General features: G+C 72.0%; 18 protein-coding genes. 12 read left to right on the plus strand and 6 right to left on the minus strand.

The window, feature by feature from the left end:
• The first annotated feature begins 4 nt into the window (after positions 1-4).
• From ITJ54_RS15655 to ITJ54_RS15675, 5 genes are all read left to right on the plus strand, one after another.
• Positions 5-1,471 carry an MFS transporter gene (locus ITJ54_RS15655; protein ID WP_228509493.1) on the plus strand — a complete coding sequence of 489 codons (1,467 nt, stop codon included), beginning with the start codon at positions 5-7 and terminating at the stop codon, positions 1,469-1,471.
• Positions 1,468-2,328 carry a ribokinase gene (locus ITJ54_RS15660; protein WP_194629812.1) on the plus strand — a complete coding sequence of 287 codons (861 nt, stop codon included), beginning with the start codon at positions 1,468-1,470 and terminating at the stop codon, positions 2,326-2,328. Before ITJ54_RS15655 ends, ITJ54_RS15660 begins: the two co-directional genes overlap by 4 nt.
• Before the next feature lie 62 nt (positions 2,329-2,390).
• Positions 2,391-3,329 (plus strand): Ppx/GppA phosphatase family protein, encoded by a 939-nt coding sequence (locus ITJ54_RS15665; protein ID WP_194629814.1) that lies wholly within the window; start codon positions 2,391-2,393, stop codon positions 3,327-3,329.
• Between the two features lie 50 nt (positions 3,330-3,379).
• Positions 3,380-4,108: a DUF998 domain-containing protein gene (locus tag ITJ54_RS15670; protein WP_194629816.1), complete on the plus strand. Its 729-nt coding sequence runs from the start codon at positions 3,380-3,382 to the stop codon at positions 4,106-4,108.
• Positions 4,105-4,752 (plus strand): TetR/AcrR family transcriptional regulator, encoded by a 648-nt coding sequence (locus tag ITJ54_RS15675; RefSeq protein WP_194629818.1) that lies wholly within the window; start codon positions 4,105-4,107, stop codon positions 4,750-4,752. The genes ITJ54_RS15670 and ITJ54_RS15675 overlap by 4 nt, the downstream gene beginning before the upstream one ends.
• Here the strand turns inward: ITJ54_RS15675 and ITJ54_RS15680 are convergent.
• Positions 4,706-5,296: an antibiotic biosynthesis monooxygenase gene (locus ITJ54_RS15680; protein ID WP_228509494.1), complete on the minus strand. Its 591-nt coding sequence runs from the start codon at positions 5,294-5,296 to the stop codon at positions 4,706-4,708. The two genes, ITJ54_RS15675 and ITJ54_RS15680, sit on opposite strands and share 47 nt — an antisense overlap.
• Positions 5,297-5,460: 164 nt before the next feature.
• Here ITJ54_RS15680 and ITJ54_RS15685 point away from each other — a divergent pair, with 164 nt between their 5' ends.
• Positions 5,461-5,955 carry a hypothetical protein gene (locus ITJ54_RS15685; RefSeq protein WP_194629822.1) on the plus strand — a complete coding sequence of 165 codons (495 nt, stop codon included), beginning with the start codon at positions 5,461-5,463 and terminating at the stop codon, positions 5,953-5,955.
• Positions 5,956-6,082: 127 nt separating this feature from the next.
• On the opposite strand, the gene ITJ54_RS15690 is transcribed toward ITJ54_RS15685, so the two are convergent.
• Positions 6,083-7,087 carry a Ku protein gene (locus ITJ54_RS15690; RefSeq protein ID WP_194629825.1) on the minus strand — a complete coding sequence of 335 codons (1,005 nt, stop codon included), beginning with the start codon at positions 7,085-7,087 and terminating at the stop codon, positions 6,083-6,085.
• Positions 7,088-7,193: 106 nt separating this feature from the next.
• On the opposite strand from ITJ54_RS15690, the gene ITJ54_RS15695 reads away from it, so the two are divergent.
• The 6 genes from ITJ54_RS15695 to ITJ54_RS15720 all read left to right on the plus strand — a co-directional run bounded on the left by ITJ54_RS15695 (position 7,194) and on the right by ITJ54_RS15720 (position 12,691).
• Positions 7,194-8,084 (plus strand): SDR family oxidoreductase, encoded by an 891-nt coding sequence (locus ITJ54_RS15695; protein ID WP_194629827.1) that lies wholly within the window; start codon positions 7,194-7,196, stop codon positions 8,082-8,084.
• Entirely contained in the window at positions 8,081-10,651 is a 2,571-nt protein-coding gene (locus ITJ54_RS15700) for an ATP-dependent DNA ligase (RefSeq protein ID WP_194629829.1), read from the plus strand. The genes ITJ54_RS15695 and ITJ54_RS15700 overlap by 4 nt, the downstream gene beginning before the upstream one ends.
• A gap of 192 nt (positions 10,652-10,843) precedes the next feature.
• Positions 10,844-10,996 (plus strand): hypothetical protein, encoded by a 153-nt coding sequence (locus tag ITJ54_RS15705; protein ID WP_194629831.1) that lies wholly within the window; start codon positions 10,844-10,846, stop codon positions 10,994-10,996.
• A gap of 260 nt (positions 10,997-11,256) precedes the next feature.
• Positions 11,257-11,787 carry an RNA polymerase sigma factor gene (locus ITJ54_RS15710; protein ID WP_228509550.1) on the plus strand — a complete coding sequence of 177 codons (531 nt, stop codon included), beginning with the start codon at positions 11,257-11,259 and terminating at the stop codon, positions 11,785-11,787.
• Positions 11,784-12,362, plus strand: a complete 579-nt coding sequence (locus ITJ54_RS15715) for a hypothetical protein (RefSeq protein WP_194629833.1) — start codon at positions 11,784-11,786, stop codon at positions 12,360-12,362. Before ITJ54_RS15710 ends, ITJ54_RS15715 begins: the two co-directional genes overlap by 4 nt.
• Positions 12,359-12,691: a hypothetical protein gene (locus tag ITJ54_RS15720; protein ID WP_194629835.1), complete on the plus strand. Its 333-nt coding sequence runs from the start codon at positions 12,359-12,361 to the stop codon at positions 12,689-12,691. The genes ITJ54_RS15715 and ITJ54_RS15720 overlap by 4 nt, the downstream gene beginning before the upstream one ends.
• A gap of 74 nt (positions 12,692-12,765) precedes the next feature.
• On the opposite strand, the gene ITJ54_RS15725 is transcribed toward ITJ54_RS15720, so the two are convergent.
• The 4 genes from ITJ54_RS15725 to ITJ54_RS15740 form a co-directional block, all read right to left on the minus strand.
• Positions 12,766-12,945: a hypothetical protein gene (locus tag ITJ54_RS15725; protein ID WP_194629837.1), complete on the minus strand. Its 180-nt coding sequence runs from the start codon at positions 12,943-12,945 to the stop codon at positions 12,766-12,768.
• 10 nt (positions 12,946-12,955) lie between these two features.
• A complete protein-coding gene (locus ITJ54_RS15730) occupies positions 12,956-13,903 on the minus strand; it encodes a sugar phosphate isomerase/epimerase family protein (protein WP_194629839.1) in 948 nt (315 codons plus the stop codon).
• Between the two features lie 225 nt (positions 13,904-14,128).
• Positions 14,129-14,830, minus strand: coding sequence for a fumarylacetoacetate hydrolase family protein (locus ITJ54_RS15735; protein WP_194629841.1), 702 nt, complete (start codon positions 14,828-14,830; stop codon positions 14,129-14,131).
• Positions 14,831-14,850: 20 nt separating this feature from the next.
• Entirely contained in the window at positions 14,851-17,313 is a 2,463-nt protein-coding gene (locus tag ITJ54_RS15740; protein WP_194629843.1) for a phosphoketolase, read from the minus strand.
• Positions 17,314-17,538 lie beyond the last annotated feature (225 nt).

Here is a 17,538-nt window from a genome sequence, read left to right on the forward strand (position 1 = left end):
CACCATGAACACCCCCTCGACGACGAAGTCGAACGCGTCGAACACCCCGGCGATGTCGAAGAAGTCCATCGGCGCGCTCACCGCGGCGCTCCTCGCCGCCTGCATCGCGTTCCAGCTCAACGCCAGCATGCTCAGCCCCGCGCTGGTCACCATGGCGCGTGAACTCAAGACCGACGACGCGACGATCGGGCTCTCACAGACCCTGTACTTCACGCTCGCCGCACTGTTCTCCCTGTTCCTGCCCCGCCTGTCGGACATCGTCGGGCGCAAGCGGGTGCTCGTCGGCATGCTCGCCGTGATGCTCGTCGGCAGCATCGTCGCCGCCCTCGCGGTGAACGTCCCGATGCTCTTCGCCGGCCGCATCATCCAGGGCGTCACGGGCCCGGTCGTGCCGATCTGCCTGCTCGTCCTGCGCAACGAGATCACCGACCCGAAGCGCTACGGCGCTGCCCTCGGTCTGCTGACCGCGGTGAACGGGGGCATCGCCGGGATCGACGCCCTGGCCGGCGGCTGGATCGCGACGAACTTCGGCTTCCGCGGGATCTTCTGGGTGATCGCGGTCGTGACGGTCGTCGCCCTGGCACTCGTCACGGTCTGGGGCGTCGAGTCGCGCCCGTCCGCGGGCACCCGGATGGACTGGGTCGGCGTCGTCCCGCTCGTCATCTCGGTCGGCGCACTGCTGACGGCGTTCAACGAGGCCGGCAAGCTCGGGGCCGCGAACCCGGGGCTCGTGGTCGGCGGGATCGTCGTCGCCCTCGCGGCCTTCGCCGTGTTCTGGGCGGTCGAGTCCCGCGTCCGCGAGCCCCTCGTCGAGACGCGGTTCCTCAAGCGTCGGGGCACGTGGGCACTCCTCGCCACGACCTTCCTCACGATGACCGGCGTCTTCGCGGTCGTGAACGGCCTGGTCACGTCGCTCGCGCAGAACGGCGACGCAGGCTTCGGGATGGAGGCCGACCTCGCCTCCCTGGTCTTCCTCACGCCGTACGCGCTGGTCGGCTGGATCGTCGGACCGTTCGCCGGTCGGCTCGCCCCGACGCTCGGCTACCGTGCCGTGCTGCGCGTCGGACTCGTCGGCAGCATCGTCGCCACCGTCCTGATGGCCCTCGTCGGCGTGCACTCGCTGCCGGTCCTCGTCGCCACCACCGTGCTCATCGGCATCACCTACGCCGGCATCGCCAACATCATCCTCAACGGCCTGGGGATCGTGCTCTCCCCGGAGTCGAACCCCGGGTTCCTGCCGGGCCTGAACGCCGGTGCGTTCAACCTCGGCGCGGGCGTCAGCTTCGCCGTGCTGCCGGCGCTGCAGATCGCGCTCGGGGTCGGCGGGTCCTCGGGCACGGCCGGCTACTCCGGTGGGATGCTGCTCGGGGCCGTCATCACGACCGCCGCCCTGGCGATCTCGTTCCTCATCCCCCGACCGGAGGATGCCGAGACTCCTGCCATCGTCCAACAGAAGGAGAGCGTCCGATGACCGAGACCATCGTGATCGTCGGGTCGTTGAACGCGGACCTGGTCGTCCGGACGGACCGCTTCCCGAAGCCCGGCGAGACCCTGCACGGGTCCGACCTCGCGATCCTGCCGGGCGGCAAGTCCGCCAACCAGGCCGTCGCAGCCGGGAGGCTCGGGGGCACGGTGCGCATGATCGGTGCGGTCGGCGACGACGGGAACGGCGCACTGCTCCGCGACTCCGTCGCGGCAGCGGGTGCCGACACGACGCACGTCGCCGTCCGCGAGGGCACGGCCACCGGCACGGCCGTCATCACGGTGGACGCCCACGGGGAGAACACCATCGTGATCTCCGGCGGCGCGAACGCCACGCTGACCCCGGACGACCTGCCCGCCGAGGCCTTCCGGGATGCTGCCGTCCTCGGCCTGTGCCTCGAGGTGTCGATCGACGTGGTGCTCGCCGCCGCCCGCGCCGCGCACGAGGCCGGCGTCACGGTCCTGACGAACCTGTCCCCGTTCGGCGACGTCCCACGCGAGCTGCTCGACCTGACCGACGTGCTGCTGGTCAACGAGCACGAGGCCGCCGCGCTCGGTGACCACGGCGTCGCCCGGTCGATCGTGACCCGCGGTGGCGACGGGTCGGTCGTGCACGACGGGGATACCGCACCCGTCGAGGTCCCCGCGGTGCCCGTCGAGGCCGTCGACACCACCGGCTGCGGTGACGCGTTCATGGGTGCCGTGGCGCTCCGGCTCGCTGCGGGCGACACGCTCCTCGAGGCTGCGCGGTTCGCCGCCGGTGTCGGGGCCTACGCCGCGACCGGGGCCGGGGCGCAGGCGTCCTACCCGACCACGGCGCAGCTCGAGGCGTTCCTGCGGGCGTAGGACGAGCCTCCCGGTCGACCTGGCGGTCCTGGTGACCCCGCTGCGGCCGCTAGCGTTGCGGCATGCGCGTGGGAGTCCTCGACATCGGGTCCAACACCGGTCACCTGCTGGTGGTCGACGCCCACGGCGGCGCCGCGCCGCTGCCGGCGTCCTCGTTCAAGCAGGCGCTCCGGCTCGCCGAGCACCTCGACGAGCGTGGTGCGGTGACGCAGGCGGGCATCGACGCCCTCACCGGGTTCGTCGCCGAGTCGGTCCGGGTGGCCGAGGACCGCGGGTGCGAGGACATGCTCGGGTTCGCGACCTCGGCGGTGCGTGACGCGGTGAACTCCGAGGCCGTCCTGGCCCACGTACAGGACCGCACCGGCGTCGAGCTCGCCGTGCTCTCCGGGTCGGACGAGGCCCGGCTCACCTTCCTGGCCGTGCGGCGCTGGTTCGGCTGGTCCGCCGGACGCCTGGCCGTGTTCGACATCGGCGGAGGGTCGCTCGAGATCGCCGGCGGGGCGGACGAAGCGCCCGACGTCGCGTGGTCCATGCCGATCGGCGCCGCCCGACTGGCGCGGTCGTTCTTCGCCGCCGGGACGCCGACCGAGGACGACGTCCGCCGGCTCCGGCACGACATCCGCGTCGAGATCGCCCGGGACGCCGGCAAACTCCTCCGATCGGGGGTTCCGGACCGGGCTGTGGCGACCTCCAAGACGTTCCGCTCCATCGCCCGCATCTGTGGTGCGGCGCCGTCGGCCGCCGGGCCGCTCGTCGCGCGCTCGCTCGACGGGGAGGTCCTCCGGGCGACGTTGCCCTCGCTGCTGCAGATGTCCGTCGCCGAGCTCGCGGCGCTGCCGGGAGTCTCTCCGAGTCGGGCGCACCAGGTCGTGCCGGGAGCGCTCGTCGCCGAGGCGTGCCTGGACATCTTCGACCTGCCCGCGCTGGAGATCTGCCCGTGGGCGCTCCGCGAGGGCGTCATCCTCGAGCGGCTCGACCAGCTGTCAGTGCTCGGAGCCTGACTGGTCGAACAGGTTGACCATTTCGGTCACTCTCTGACCATAATGGTCACATGCGTTCTCCTGACTTCGTGCGTCAACGGTTCCTCGTCGTCCCTGCTGCCCTCTGGCTGCTCGCAGGCGTGTCGTGGCTCTCGGGCGAAGCGGTGTCCGCCTCCGCGTTCCCCGGGTACGACTACGCGACGAACTACATCTCCGACCTCGGCGTCGCACAGGTCGGCTCGTTCCAGGGGCGGGCGATCGACTCGCCGCTCCACGCCCTCATGAACGCGACGTTCGTCACGCAGGGCGTGTGCTTCGCGGTGGCCGGGGTCATCGTCGCCGTCGCCTGCACCGGCGTGGCGCGCCGCGCGGTCGTCACGGTCGGAGTCGTCGCCGTCGTGCACGGCGTCGGGCTGGCGCTGGTCGGGACGTTCCACGGCAGTCAGGGGAGCGTCGACGACGGCACCATCGTGTTCCACGTGCTCGGCGCGGCAGCGGCGATCATCGGCGGGAACGTCGTCGCGATCGTCGCGGGTGCGGGCTCCTCCGCGGTCGGGGCTCCGCGGGCCTACCGACTGACGAGCGTCGCCCTCGGGACGGCCGGCCTGGTCGCGCTCGTCATGCTGGTGGTCGACTCGGGCTCCTCGGTGATCGACCTGCTCCCCGACGGCGTGTGGGAACGTGGGGCGGTGTACACCGTGATCGCGTGGGAGCTGCTCTCGGCCGTCGTCGTCCTGACCGGGCTCGCCCGCAGCCGACGCCTGGCTGCTCGACGTCACGTGGCGGGAAGGCAGGCGTGACCGGCTCCCGACGGCACCCGCGGCCGACGCGCGACGAGATCGACCGGGACGTCCTCGACGTGGCCGCGGGCCTGATCGCGCGGCGCGGGGTGAAGGACACCGCGGTGCAGGCCGTCGCGGACCAGACCGGGTACTCGAAGGCCGCGGTGCTGAGCCGGTTCGCGACCAAGGACCTGCTGGTCCGCGCTGCCGTCGGGCAGTGCATCGAGCAGACCCGGTCCGTCCGTGATGCCGCGATGGCCGTCGAGACCGGGGCCGCGCGCGACGCCGTCGCCCTGGCCGGCGTGACGGACCTCGCGCTGGCGCGCCCGGGCTGGGCTGAGCTCGCCCTCGCGGGCTTCGCGCTGCGCCGTGGGGACGACGTGACGGACCAGCTCGGACCGATGGCCGACGCGCTGCTCGCGATGTTCGACGTCGAGCCGGTCGCCACGCTCGAGCGCCGAGCGCGCGTCACCGGGGCGTTCGGTGCACTGGTCGTGCTCTCCCTGACGTACGAGAACGACGCCTCGGCCGACCAGGCTCGGCCGATCCTGCTTGACGTCGCGTGGCGGACCCTCGGGCACGACGGACCCTTCCCGGCGCGGTGGTCGAGGCCCGTCAGCGCGAACGGGCCCGCGGCGGCGCGAGCAGCCACGGGCGGATGAGCTTCGTCACGAACGGCAGCACCCAGAACGTCATGATCGGCGTGAGCACGACCGTGGTGATGAGGACGCGGGGCAGTGCGGCGAGCCCGGCGAAGGACGGCACGAGCAGCCCGACGACGATCGTGAACGCGAGGTTGACCGGGAAGAACCCGAGCCAGATGCTCACGGCCTGCTTCCACCGCGGGGGAGCGCTCGACGACGGGGCGTCCTCGGGGACGTCGAACCAGCCCTCGATCCCGGTGCGCTTCTCGACGCGGGACTCCACCACGAGGTCGCGGCCCAGGTCGAGCCAGCGCAGCCGGTCGTCGGAGTTCTCCCACGTGGACAGGGAGTCGTGGTCGGCGAAGCGGTAGAGCATGTGCCACTCGCGGGACTGGGCCCGGGAACGGACCCAACCGGACCCGAGGAACCCCGGGTAGCGGTTCGCCAGGTTCACCCCGGACTGCACCCAGCGGGTGACCTCGGGGATGCGCTCGGGTTCGACCAGGCGGGTGATGGACACGGTGACGGGTGGGCCGGCGGTCTCGGATGACGACTGCAGCATTCCAGGCTCTTGTGGAGTCATGGGACCAGTGTCGCGGACCCGTGTTTCACGCTCATGACGACCGTGATCCGTCGGTCCCCTGAACGGATCTTCGTAGTGCGTCGACGCTCGTCCCAGGTGCGTGTCAGACGATCGTCTGACGACCGGCCACCGAGAGGACCGCGATGCCTGCAGTCGACCCCACCACCACCCGCACGATCAGCGTCCTGCTCGGTCAGCCCGTCTTCGTGCAGGCCCTGCGCTACACCGCGATGTACGGTCCGAAGCCGTTCGCCGAGGCGCTGCTCGTCTACCGCGACAACGGCACCTACACGATCCTGTCGCCCGGCGAGGACCACCACGGCTGCTACGTCTCCGCCACGGAGGTCGCCGTGGACGCTCCGCCGCGCCACGTCGCCTTCATGTCGCTGCCGTCGTCGGACTGGGACAGCAACGTCGCGGCGCACACCCTGACCTTCGCCGCGGACATGGGCGCCTTCACGCAGGAGCTCCGGTTGCCGGGGGAAGCTGTCCCACGGGCGCAGCACGGCTACGCCGCACCAGTCCTGGACGGACGGCAGATCGACGTGACGGCCGGCTGGACCGAACTCCGTCGGGCCCACGACGGGGTGTTCTCCGCGCTCGCCGCCCGGGCTACCGCACCCGCAATCGCCGGATGACCACATTGGACCTGACGGAATGATTCCGGCCGCGAACCGGATGGAAACGCCATCGGTGACGACGTATATGCCCGTCTAAGCCCGTATAAGCCCTGGGCTTAGACGGATAGACACGGGCTTACACGGGCTAGCTGGCCTGCTTCTTCGCCGCGGGCTTCTTGGCGGGGGCCTTCTTGGCTCCCGGCTTCTTCGCGGGGGCCTTCTTCGCCGGGGCCTTCTTCGTGTCCGTGCCGGATTCTTCGTCAGACCCGGACGCCTTCGACGCAGAGCCGGACCGGGACCCTGAACTGGACCCGGCCCCCGACGAACGCGAGCCACCGGACGAGCGCGACCCCGAGCCTCCCGTCCGCTTCTTGTCCACGGATGCGCGCAGCGCAGCCATCAGGTCGATGACGTCACCGCCCTCGTCGTCGTCGGACGGGGCTTGTTCACCGAACGTCTCGGCGGTGTCGACGTCGTCGCCGGACTCGAGCTTGGCGTCGATGAGCTGCTGAAGCTCGGCCTGGTACTCGTCGGTGTAGCGGTCGGGGTCGAAGTCGGTCGACATGCTCTCGACCAGGGACGACGACATCTTGAGCTCGTTCGCGCTCACCTTGACCGACGTGTCCAGGGCCTTGAAGTCGGCAGACCGGACCTCGTCGCCCCACAGGAGCCCCTGCAGGAGCAGCACGTCGTCGTGGACGCGGAGCACGCCGAGCCGGGTCTTCTGGCGGAGCGTGAACTGCACGACCGCGAGACGGTCGGTCTCCTCGAGGGTGCGTCGGAGCAGGACGTAGGCCTTCGGGGAGCGGGAGTCCGGCTCGAGGTAGTAGGTCTTCTCGAACATCATCGGGTCGACCTGGTCGACGGGCACGAACTCGAGGACCTCGATCTCGTGGGACTGCTCCTGCGGCAGCTTCTTGAAGTCGTCGGCGGTGAGGACGACGGTCTTCTCCCCGTCGTCGTATGCGCGCTCGATGTCGGCGTACTCGACCTCGTGCCCGAGCTCGCACACCCGCTTGTACCGGATGCGGGCCTTGTCCTCGTCGTGGACCTGGTGCATGGAGACGTCGTGGGTCTCGGTGGCGGCGTAGACCTTGATCGGCACGTTCACCAGCCCGAACGCGATGGAACCCTTCCAGATCGACCTCATCACCACATGATGCCCGCGTGCGCGTGGGAGCGCGCGCGGACGCGTCCCTCGGCGACTGACGTCACGACCGAGCACCCCACGAGTCACGACCGAGCACGATGGGTCCATGAGCCAGCTGGACAAGGACGACCCGCGCACGCAGTACGCCCGCCCGCCGTTCCCCGTGCAGACGCAGCAGGGGTCGGGACGGGCCAGCGAGATGGACCCGCAGCCGGACCACGGCGAGACGAGCTACGTCGGTACCGGCCGGATGCTCGGCTACCGGGTGCTCGTGACGGGCGCCGACTCGGGCATCGGCCGCGCCGCCGCGATCGCGATGGCGAAGGAGGGCGCCGACGTCGTGCTGAACGCCCTGCCCGAGGAGATCGACGACCTGACCGAGGTCCGCGACCTCATCGGCGACCTCGGTCGCGAGGCCGTCATGCTGCCCGGGGACCTCACCGACGAGGCCTTCTGCCAGGAGCTCGTCCGGACGGCCGTCAGCGAGCTCGGCGGCCTCGACGCGCTCGTGCTCGTCGCCGGCAGCCAGCAGGTGCACGAGGACGTCACCCAACAGTCGACCGAGGACTTCGACCGCACCATGAAGGTCAACCTCTACGCGATGTTCTGGCTGGTGCGCGAGGCCGTCCCGCACATGGCTCCCGGCAGCGCGATCGTCACGACGAGCTCGGTGTCCGCGTACCAGCCGCAGGACCGGATGATCGACTACGCGGCGACGAAGGCCGCGATCATCACCTACACGAACGGCCTCGCCCGCCAGCTCGCGGCGAAGGGCATCCGCGCGAACACCGTCGTGCCGGGGCCCGTGTGGACGCCGCTGCAGCCGATCAGCTACCCGGGCGACGAGATCGCCGCGTACGGGAAGGACACCCCGTTCGGCCGCCCGGCACAGCCCGTCGAGCTCGGCAGCGCCTACGTGTACCTGGCCGGACCGGAGTCCTCGTACACGTCCGGCACGACGTTGACCGTGGCGGGAGCGACCGGGGTCGCGCTGTGACTCCCAAGGGCAAGACCACCGTCCTGGTCGGGGACAGCCGCCTGGCGCTGACCAACCTCGACAAGGTGCTCTACCCGGAGACCGGCACGACGAAGGGCCGGGTCGTCGAGTACTACGAGCACGTCGCGCCGTGGATGATCCCGCACGTGAAGGACCGGCCGGTCACCAGGAAGCGCTGGGCGAACGGCGTCGACGGCAAGGTCTTCTTCGAGAAGAACCTGCCCGACTCCGCGCCTGAGTGGGTCCGGCACCACACGATCGCGCACTCCGACCACGACAACGAGTACCCGATCGTCGACGACCTGCCGACGCTGGTGTGGATGGCGCAGCAGGCCGCCCTCGAGCTGCACGTGCCGCAGTGGCGCTTCGGCCCGCGCGGCGGCAAGCAGGACCCGGACCGCCTGGTGCTCGACCTGGACCCGGGCGAGGGCGTCGGGCTGGCGGCGTGCGTCGAGGTGGCCGTGGCAGCGCGGGAGATCCTGCACGGCATGGGCCTCGACCCGTACCCGGTGACGTCCGGGTCGAAGGGCATCCACCTCTACGCAGCCCTCGACGGCCGCGCCTCGACGGACCAGGTGTCCGAGGTCGCGCACGAGCTGGCGAAGGCACTCGAGCAGGACCTGCCCGACCTGGTGCTGTCCTCGATGAGCCGGGCGGAGCGTCGGGGCAAGGTCTTCGTCGACTGGTCGCAGAACAACGGCAACAAGACGACGATCGCGCCGTACTCGCTCCGCGGTCGCGAGCGCCCGACGGTCGCAGCGCCCCGCACGTGGGAGGAGCTCACGGAGAAGGGGCTCGCCCAGCTGACGCTGGACGAGGTCCTCGAACGCCTGCAGGACCACGGCGACCTCCTGCACCCGGTCGCCGCTGGCGCCCTCTCGGTCGGCCGACCGGACGCCGGTCACTGGGACAGCGACCGCACGCAGGCCGCCAACGACGCGGAACGCGAAGCGCGGACGGGAGGCGCGGCGAACGACCGCCTGACGACCTACCGTGCCAAGCGGGACGCGTCGAAGACCCCGGAGCCGGTCCCGCAGGACGCCCCGACGGTCCGGAAGGACGGCACCCCGACCTTCGTCATCCAGGAGCACCACGCCACCCGCGACCACTACGACTTCCGGCTGGAGCACGACGGCGTGCTCGTGAGCTGGGCGCTGCCGAAGGGGGAGCCGACCGACCCGGGGAAGAACCACCTCGCGGTGATGACCGAGGACCACCCGCTCGAGTACGGCTCCTTCGAAGGCACGATCCCGCACGACGAGTACGGTGGGGGCACGGTGACCCTCTGGGACGACGGCACGTACGACCTCGAGAAGTGGCGCGAGGGCGAAGAGGTCATCGTGACGCTGCACGGCCGGACGAACGGGAACCGCCGGCTCGCGCTCCTGCACACCCGCGGGCGTGGGAAGGGCCGGGAGGGCGACGAGAAGAACTGGCTCATCCACCGGACGAAGGACCAGCCCGACCCCGGGGCGGACGGCACCCGATCGGAGGATGCGGGACGAGCCTCCCGTCCGACACCCGGCGCCGGACGGGCGACGCACGACGAAGGGCGGGCGAAGCACGACGCGGGCGGCGCGCGCATCACCCGATCGGCCGATGCCGACACGGACCCGGTCGAACGTCGCACGATGCAGGCCACGCTCGCGAAGGGCGAGCCCGCGCTCGACCCAGCCGAGTGGGCGTTCGAGATGAAGTGGGACGGCGTCCGCGCCCTCGCGACGGTCCGCGACGGGACGGTCTCGCTGCGCAGCCGGAACGGCAACGACCTGACGGCGCAGTACCCCGAGCTCCAGGAACTCGGGCAGCGCGCCGGCGTCGACGGGGTCTTCGACGGCGAGGTCGTGGCGCTCGACGACCGCGGCCGGCCGAGCTTCCAGCTCCTGCAGAACCGGATGGGGCTCACGAAGCCGCGCGAGGTGGCGGCGGCACGAGCCGAGACGCCGGTCCGGCTCCTGCTGTTCGACGTGCTCGAGGCCGACGGGCACGAGCTGACCCGCCTCGGGTACGAACACCGACGCCAGGCGCTCGAGACGGTGGTCGACGCCGGCGGCGCGGTCGAGGTGCCACCGGCGTACGACGGCGACCTGGCCGGGGCGCTCGCCGACTCGGCGGAGCGGGGACTCGAGGGCATCGTCGCGAAGAAGCGCTCCTCGCGGTACGCGGAGGGGCGCCGGTCCGAGGCGTGGTTCAAGCTGAAGCACCACGCCACGCAGGAGGTCGTCGTGGCCGGGTGGCGGCCCGGGAGCGGGCGGCGCGAGGGCGGCATCGGGTCCCTGCTCCTCGGTGTCCCCGGGCCGGACGGTCTGCGCTACGTCGGCAGGGTCGGCACCGGGTTCCGCGACCGCGACCTCGACGAGGTCGCCGAGGTGCTCGCACCCCTGGCGCGGGAGACGTCGCCGTTCCTCGACGTGCCCGGACCGGACGCGCGCGACGCCCACTGGGTGACGCCGGAGCGCGTCGGGGAGGTCGAGTTCGCGGAGTGGACGGCCGACGGGCGGCTCCGGCAGGCGTCGTGGCGCGGCTGGCGGCCGGACAAGGCCCCGGAGGACGTCGTCGTGGAGTGACCCCATCCCGGTCCGGGCCCGGGCCCGGGCACTGGCCTGAGTCCGGGTCCGGGTCCGCATGCATCCGCATGGGGTCCGCTGGAGGCGAACTTCCGTCCCCCGATCGGAGGATGCGCGGGGGACGATTCGTGCCCTCGTGTCGGGATGGCGCAGACCGGCTGTTACGTTCGCGGAGACGAAAGGGGGTGCGGGATGACCAGCAACTACCTGCCTCCGTTCTCCGCAGCGGACCGCGTCGACCGGTCGGAGGACGGCGCGTCCGAGGGGCCGGCCCACCCGGCTCCAGCGGGCACGGAGCACGAGGCGACCTACGCGGACTTCCTCGGCGACCAGGTCGAGGACTGACCCAGCCGACCGGAGGAGGCCGCCCGCGGGCGGTCGTCCGGGCGGGACGGCCCGTGCGCCGGATCAGGGGACGCACGGACCGCCACGGAGCGCCGTGACCGGTCGTTCAGGGCGACCGGTCACGGCGCGCTCGACGCCGACGGCGAGTACGCCGACGGCAGGCCCACAGAACAAGACGTCTCGACCACGGGATTCGTCACGCCGACCCGCGAGATCCACCCGGAGGACTCCCCCTGACTGAGGACCAACCGCTCTCCGCACTGTCGGACGCGTCGCTCGTCGAACGGTCGGCCGATGGTGACGCGCAGGCGTTCGGCGTGCTCATCCGCCGGTACGGCCCGCTGATGCGCGCCTACGCCGCACGGATCCTCGGGCACGGCGACGGCGAGGCGGACGACGCGGTGCAGGAAGCGGCCCTGCAGGCCTGGCAGCGCATCGACCGGGTGGAGGACCCCGACCGCGTCCGGTCCTGGCTGTTCCGGATCGCCGCGAACAAGGCGCTCGACCGGCTCCGACGGCGGCACCCGCACCTCGACCTCGAGGCCGTGCCGGACCGCGCGGACGAGCGACCCGTCGACGAGGTGGTCGTCACGCGGATGCAGGTCGACGCCCTCGCGCGGGTGGTCCAGAACCTGCCGGACGCGCAGCGAGCAGTGTGGGTCCTGCGGGAGATCGGCGGGGCGTCCTACGCCGAGGTCGCCGACCAGACCGGGCTGACCGCCACCGCCGTCCGGGGACTGCTCGCCCGGGCACGCCAGGCCGTGGTGACGCAGATGGAGGGGTGGCGATGAACGACGACACCGAGGCCCGTCACGGCGCCTTCACCCTCGACGAGCTCGCCGACTACCTGGACTCCGGCCGCGACCCCGTCCGGCCCGACATCGAGGCGGACACCGACGCGCGTGCCGTACTCCGACGACTCGAACAGCTGCGGGTGGCCTCGGCCGACCTGCTCGACGCCGACGTCCGTGCTGCCGGCGCTTCGGACGAGGGCTGGATCGCGAGCGTCCTGGCGAGCATCAGGACGACCGCGCACGCCGGGCGGGACATGCCCGTGCCCGACGACGACCCGACCTCGCACCTGGTCGTGACCGAGGGCGCGATCCGTGGGCTCGTGCGGGCACTCGGGGACCGCGTGCCGGGTGTCCTCGTCCGCGGGACCCGTTTCACCGGCGACGTCACCACGGCCGGTGCCCCGATCGACGTCGAGGTCGTCGTCGCCGTGGTGTCGGACGCGCCGCTCCGGGAGCGTGCCGATGCCCTCCGGGAGATCGTCGCCACCGCCCTGCACGAGCACGCGCCCTTCACGGTGGCCTCGCTCACCGTCCGCGTCGCCGACGTGCTGACCCCGGGAGGACACGCATGACCGCCACCGACACCAGAGCCCTGTCGCGCCTGGCGACGGAGGCGGTCCTCGCGGTCCCCGGCGTCCGGTCGGTGGTGCTCCCCGGGCCGAGTCTCGCCGTCCTGGTCCGTGACGTCCGGTCGGTGCTGGAGCTGCCGCGCGACGGTGGGGCGGTGCTCGTCGAGGACCGCGCCACCGGGCTGCGCGTGCGGGTCGTCGTCACGGTGGACGCCGGCGTACCGGCGACCACGACGCTGCGGTCGGTCCGCGACGAACTCGGCACGTGCATCGAGCACGCGACCGGTGCCCGTCCGGACGACCTCACGGTGCGGGTGGTCGAGATCGTCTGACCCCTGAGCGAGACCGTCTGACACCCGGCCACGTCAGCGCGACTCCTGCCGTCAAGCGGCCGGGGCGTCTGCGGTCAGGCGGCCGGGGCGCCGTCGTCCGCGGCAGCGCCGCCCGTGGTCGCGGGGAGGTCCTCGCCGACCAGGCCGTCGTCCTCGGTGTCGACGACGTCCGCCGCAGCGGCCTTCGCCTCGTCGATGGTGTCCTGCGACTTCCGCAGCAGGTCGTCGTTGCCGGTGGGTGCTGTCTCGCTCATGGCCCCGACGCTACGCGGGAGCGCCTGAACCGGTCTCCCGCCGTGGTCGGTGCGCCGGCTCGTAGTCGACCGCCGACGTCGGGGCAGCGGACGTCGGCATGACCGGGGCGGGCGGGGTGCCGTACGCATCGGCAGCGTCGAGCACGGCCCTGGTCGCGGCGGCCGCGGTGCGGAGCGCGTCGGCGATGGGGAGCGCCCGGTGTCCGGGCGTCCGGACCTCGACGCCCCACGGCTCGTCGAAGCCGAGGTCGCGGACCGTGCGGATGAACCCGGGGACGTCCCACGCCCCGGCGCCGGGCAGGTAGCGAGCCAGGCGAGACTCGTCGGCGAGGGTCATGCCGTTCGGGGTGTCGAGCAGCCCGTCGCTGAGCTCCACCGCCGCCAGGGTCGACGGCGCCAGCCCGTGGCGGATCGACGCCAGGGTCGAGCCGCTCCGCAGGGCGTGCATGGCGTCGAGCAGCAGCCCGCCGTTCGGGTGCCCGGCGGTCGCGACGAAGCGCGAAGCCCGTTCGACCGTCGGCAGGTTCGACCACGGCTCCGGTTCGAGCACGAGCTGCGCACCGACGCCGCGGGCCTGCTCTGCGAGCACCACCCAGTCGTCGAGCATGGCGGCGGGGGAGACCCCGGGCAGGCTGACGTCGGCACGGGCCACGACCTGCCAGGCGCGGAGCGTCGCTGCGGCCTCGAGCAGGACGCCACGGTCGGCGTCCGCCGCCTCGGTCCGGCTGGGGCAGGTCCACCAGGAACCCAGGGTGCCGAGCTGCACCCACACGATGCCGACGTCGTCGAGCATCTGCCGGAGCCGACGCAGCCCGGTGGTCGCGCGGACCTCGTGGAGGTCGTCGAGGGCGAGCGAGATGCCGGAGAAGCCGGCGGCACCGACGGCACGGACGCGCTCGTCGATGGGTTCGTCGCCGTCCCACGTCCAGGACGTCGCGAGCAGGTCGTGTTCCAGCACGGTGCACCTCCGTGTCCACGGACGCACGCTGGTCGAGTCGAGCGTCCCCGGTCCGCTTCCCTGTCAGCGGACCACGACGGACGCGTCAGTGACGGCGCCGTCTGGCACCGTGCTACTCGCTGCCGCTCCGGACCGGCTCACAGCCGGGCACCGACTGCGTCATCTGGTCACGATCCGCACGCCGCAGGACGGACGGGAGGCTCGGCGTGCGTCCGGCGCGGACCGTCACGCTCGCGACGCAGCCGGTCCGATCGTGGTCCGGACGGTCCCGACGCCCTCGATCGACCCGACGAGCACTGACCCGGGACCCACCACGCCGACACCGTCGGGCGTGCCGGTCATCACGAGGTCGCCGGGCTCGAGGCGCACCGCCCGGGACAACTCCGCGACGACCTCGGCCACCGACCAGATCTGGTCGGCGAGGTCCCCGTGCTGGCGGCGCTCGCCGTCGACGGTGAGGTCGATCGTGCCGTGCGTCGGGTCGGCGTCGGCGGCGGGGACGAGCGTGCCGATCGGCGCCGAGGCGTCGAACCCCTTCGCCATGTCCCACGGTCGGCCGAGCCGCTTGGCCTCGGCCTGCAGGTCCCGCCGGGTCAGGTCGAGTCCGACGCCGTAGCCCCAGACGTGGTCGAGTGCGTCGCCGACGGGGACGTCCCCACCGCCGACGCCGATCGCCACCACGAGTTCGACCTCGTGCTCGAGCCGCTCGGTCATCGGTGGGTACGGGGTCGCCGCATCGTCGGTGACGACCGCGTCGGCCGGCTTCGTGAAGAAGAACGGCGGTTCACGATCGGGGTCGTGACCCATCTCGCGCGCGTGCGCCGCGTAGTTCCGTCCGACGCAGAACACGCGGCGGACAGGGAAGCGCCCACCCGTCGACGTCGGGACGGACGGAGTTGCCGGAGCCGGGATCACGAGGTCGGTCACGGCTCCAGCGTGCCACGGGGTCACTGACCCGGCGCGGCGCTCTCCGTCTCGCCCTCGCCCGCGTCGCCGCCGGTGCCACCCTCTGCGGGCTCGTCCTGCGGCCACCCCGCGAACTGCCACGCGCCGACCGAGGGGTGGTCCTCGCCCTTCGCGTAGGCGAACGCACGGGCGGCGTCTCGTGCTTCGGACAGCGTGCCGAGCAGCTCGTCGAACCGGTCGGACCCGTCGGCCACCCGCGTCAGTGCGTCGTGCGCGAGCGCGAAGCGGTCCATCTCGTTGCGGATGAGCATGTCGAACGGCGACGTCGTGGTGCCGCGCTCGAGGAAGCCGTGCACGTGCAGGTCGTCGTGCCCGTGGCGGCGGTAGGTGAGCTGGTGGACCAGCGACGGGTACCCGTGGAACGCGAACACGGCGGGCGTCCCGGGGAGGAACAGCTCGTCGTAGCGCTCGTCGGAGATCGGGTGCTCGTGCTTGCGGTCGTCCCCGAGCGAGAGCAGGTCGACGACGTTCACGACGCGCACCCCCACGTCGGGTGCGTGCTTCCGGATGATGTCGGCGGCCGCCATGGTCTCGACGGTGGGGACGTCCCCGGCGCTGACCAGGACGACGTCCGCGTGGCCGACCGTCTGCTCGGTGCCGGCCCAGTCCCAGACGCCGAGGCCGGCGTCCGCGTGGGCGACGGCGTCCTCGAGCGACAGGAACACCGGCTCGGGGTGCTTGCCGGCGACGATGACCTCGATGCGGTTCGTCGTCTCCAGGGCGTGCGCCGTCACCGCGAGCAGGGTGTTCGCGTCGGCGGGGAGCTTGATCCGCACGAGGTCCTGCTGCTTCGACGCGACGACGTCCAGGAAGCCCGGGTCCTGGTGCGAGAACCCGTTGTGGTCCTGCCGCCAGACGTGCGACGAGAGCAGGATCGTCAGGTTCGACACCGGTGCGCGCCACTCGATGTCGGTGGAGGACTCGAGCCACTTGGCGTGCTGGCCGACCATCGAGTCGATGATGTGCGCGAAGGCCTCGTACGTGTTGAGGATGCCGTGGCGACCGCTCAGCACGTAGCCCTCGAGCATCCCCTCGAGCAGGTGCTCGGAGAGGATCTCGGTCACCCGGCCGGTCGGCGCGATGTGCTCGTCGTCCGGGGAGTTCGCCGCGCGCCAGACCCGTGACGTGACGTCGAAGACCGCGTCGAGCTTGTTCGACACGGTCTCGTCGGGCCCGAAGAGCCGGAACGTCGAGGGGTTCTCGGACATCAGCGCGGCGAGCCAGGGGCCGAGCGTCCCGGTGGAGGAGGCGTCCTCGCCCGCGGGCACGCCGTACGGGGCGAGGTCGGGACGCTGCAGCGCCGTGCGGATCCGGCCGCCGTTGGCGTGGGCGGTCGCGCTCATCCGCTTGTCGCCGACCGGGCGGATCGCCTCGAGCAGCCCGGTGCCGGTGCCGTCCTCGGTGAAGAGCTCGGACGGGCGGTAGGACTCCATCCACGCCTGCAGCTGGGCACGGTGCTCGTCGTTCTCGCGGACGGCGGGCAGCGGCACCTGGTGGGCGCGGAACGTGCCCTCGACCTTCTGGCCGTCGACCTCCTTCGGGCCGGTCCAGCCCTTCGGGGTCTTCAGGACGATCATCGGCCAGCGCGGACGGAGGTCGGTCGCGCCGGCCATCTCGCCGGCGGCGGCACGGGCGGCCTGCGCGCGGGCAGCGGCCTGGATGTCGTCGATGGACGCGAGTGCCCGGCGGAGGGCCCCGTCGAACAAGGCGTGCACGGCGAAGGGGTCGTCGCCGACGCGGGAGGAGTCGACGATGATCGGGTCGTAGCCGAGCCCGCGGAAGTACGCGGTGAGGTCCTCGGTGGGGATGCGCGCGAGCACCGTCGGGTTCGCGATCTTCCACCCGTTGAGGTTGAGGATCGGCAGCACGGCGCCGTCGGCCACGGGGTCGAGGAACGTGTGGGCCTGCCACGACGCCGACAGCGGCCCGGTCTCGGCCTCGCCGTCACCGACGACGCAGGTCACGACGAGGTCGGGGTTGTCGAGCGCGGCGCCGTACGCGTGCGCGAGGGAGTAGCCGAGCTCACCGCCCTCGTTGATCGACCCGGGCGTCTCCGGGGCGGCGTGCGAGGGGAAGCCGCCGGGGAACGAGAACTGCTTGAAGAACTGCTGCAGCGTGGTGCCCGGGTAGAACTCCTGCCACGTGCCCTCGAGCCACGCGTTCGCGTTCATCGCGGGGCCGCCGTGCCCGGGGCCGCAGATGTAGAGCATGTCCCGGTCCGTCGCCGTGATGAGTGCGTTGCAGTGCGCGTACACGAGGTTCAGCGCGGGCGACGTCCCCCAGTGCCCGAGCAGCCGCGGCTTGATGTCGTCCGGCGTGATCGGGTGCTCCAGCAGCGGGTCGTCCAGCAGGTAGATCTGCCCGACGGTGAGGTAGTTCGCGGCGCGCCACCACGCGTCGATCGCGCGGATCCGGTCGGTCGTGGGGAGGTGCTCGGGGGCCATGACCCCACGGTACGGACACGGCGCCACGACGGTTCCAGAAACTCGTCCAATCCGTTCGGGGAGGGGTACCGAATCATCAGCACAGGGCAAACGCCCAGAGCACTTCCCGGCCTCGTCCGGCCAGGACTCGACCAACTCACAGAAGAGGAACGAACACCATGCGCAAGATCACCAAGACCACGGTCTCCCTCGCCGCCGCTGGCGCGATCATCCTCACCGGTGCCG

The organism is Curtobacterium sp. VKM Ac-2865, from assembly GCF_015350905.1.
GTDB lineage: Bacteria > Actinomycetota > Actinomycetes > Actinomycetales > Microbacteriaceae > Curtobacterium.

Coding starts and splice junctions, on each gene's coding strand:
- ITJ54_RS15655 (WP_228509493.1), top strand. CDS start 5: ATGAACACCCCCTCGACGACGAAGTCGAACGCGTCGAACACCCCGGCG.
- ITJ54_RS15740 (WP_194629843.1), bottom strand. CDS start 17,313: ATGGCCCCCGAGCACCTCCCCACGACCGACCGGATCCGCGCGATCGAC.
- ITJ54_RS15690 (WP_194629825.1), bottom strand. CDS start 7,087: ATGAGGTCGATCTGGAAGGGTTCCATCGCGTTCGGGCTGGTGAACGTG.
- ITJ54_RS15705 (WP_194629831.1), top strand. CDS start 10,844: ATGACCAGCAACTACCTGCCTCCGTTCTCCGCAGCGGACCGCGTCGAC.
- ITJ54_RS15670 (WP_194629816.1), top strand. CDS start 3,380: ATGCGTTCTCCTGACTTCGTGCGTCAACGGTTCCTCGTCGTCCCTGCT.
- ITJ54_RS15660 (WP_194629812.1), top strand. CDS start 1,468: ATGACCGAGACCATCGTGATCGTCGGGTCGTTGAACGCGGACCTGGTC.
- ITJ54_RS15715 (WP_194629833.1), top strand. CDS start 11,784: ATGAACGACGACACCGAGGCCCGTCACGGCGCCTTCACCCTCGACGAG.
- ITJ54_RS15695 (WP_194629827.1), top strand. CDS start 7,194: ATGAGCCAGCTGGACAAGGACGACCCGCGCACGCAGTACGCCCGCCCG.
- ITJ54_RS15685 (WP_194629822.1), top strand. CDS start 5,461: ATGCCTGCAGTCGACCCCACCACCACCCGCACGATCAGCGTCCTGCTC.
- ITJ54_RS15665 (WP_194629814.1), top strand. CDS start 2,391: ATGCGCGTGGGAGTCCTCGACATCGGGTCCAACACCGGTCACCTGCTG.
- ITJ54_RS15725 (WP_194629837.1), bottom strand. CDS start 12,945: ATGAGCGAGACAGCACCCACCGGCAACGACGACCTGCTGCGGAAGTCG.
- ITJ54_RS15720 (WP_194629835.1), top strand. CDS start 12,359: ATGACCGCCACCGACACCAGAGCCCTGTCGCGCCTGGCGACGGAGGCG.
- ITJ54_RS15680 (WP_228509494.1), bottom strand. CDS start 5,296: ATGCTGCAGTCGTCATCCGAGACCGCCGGCCCACCCGTCACCGTGTCC.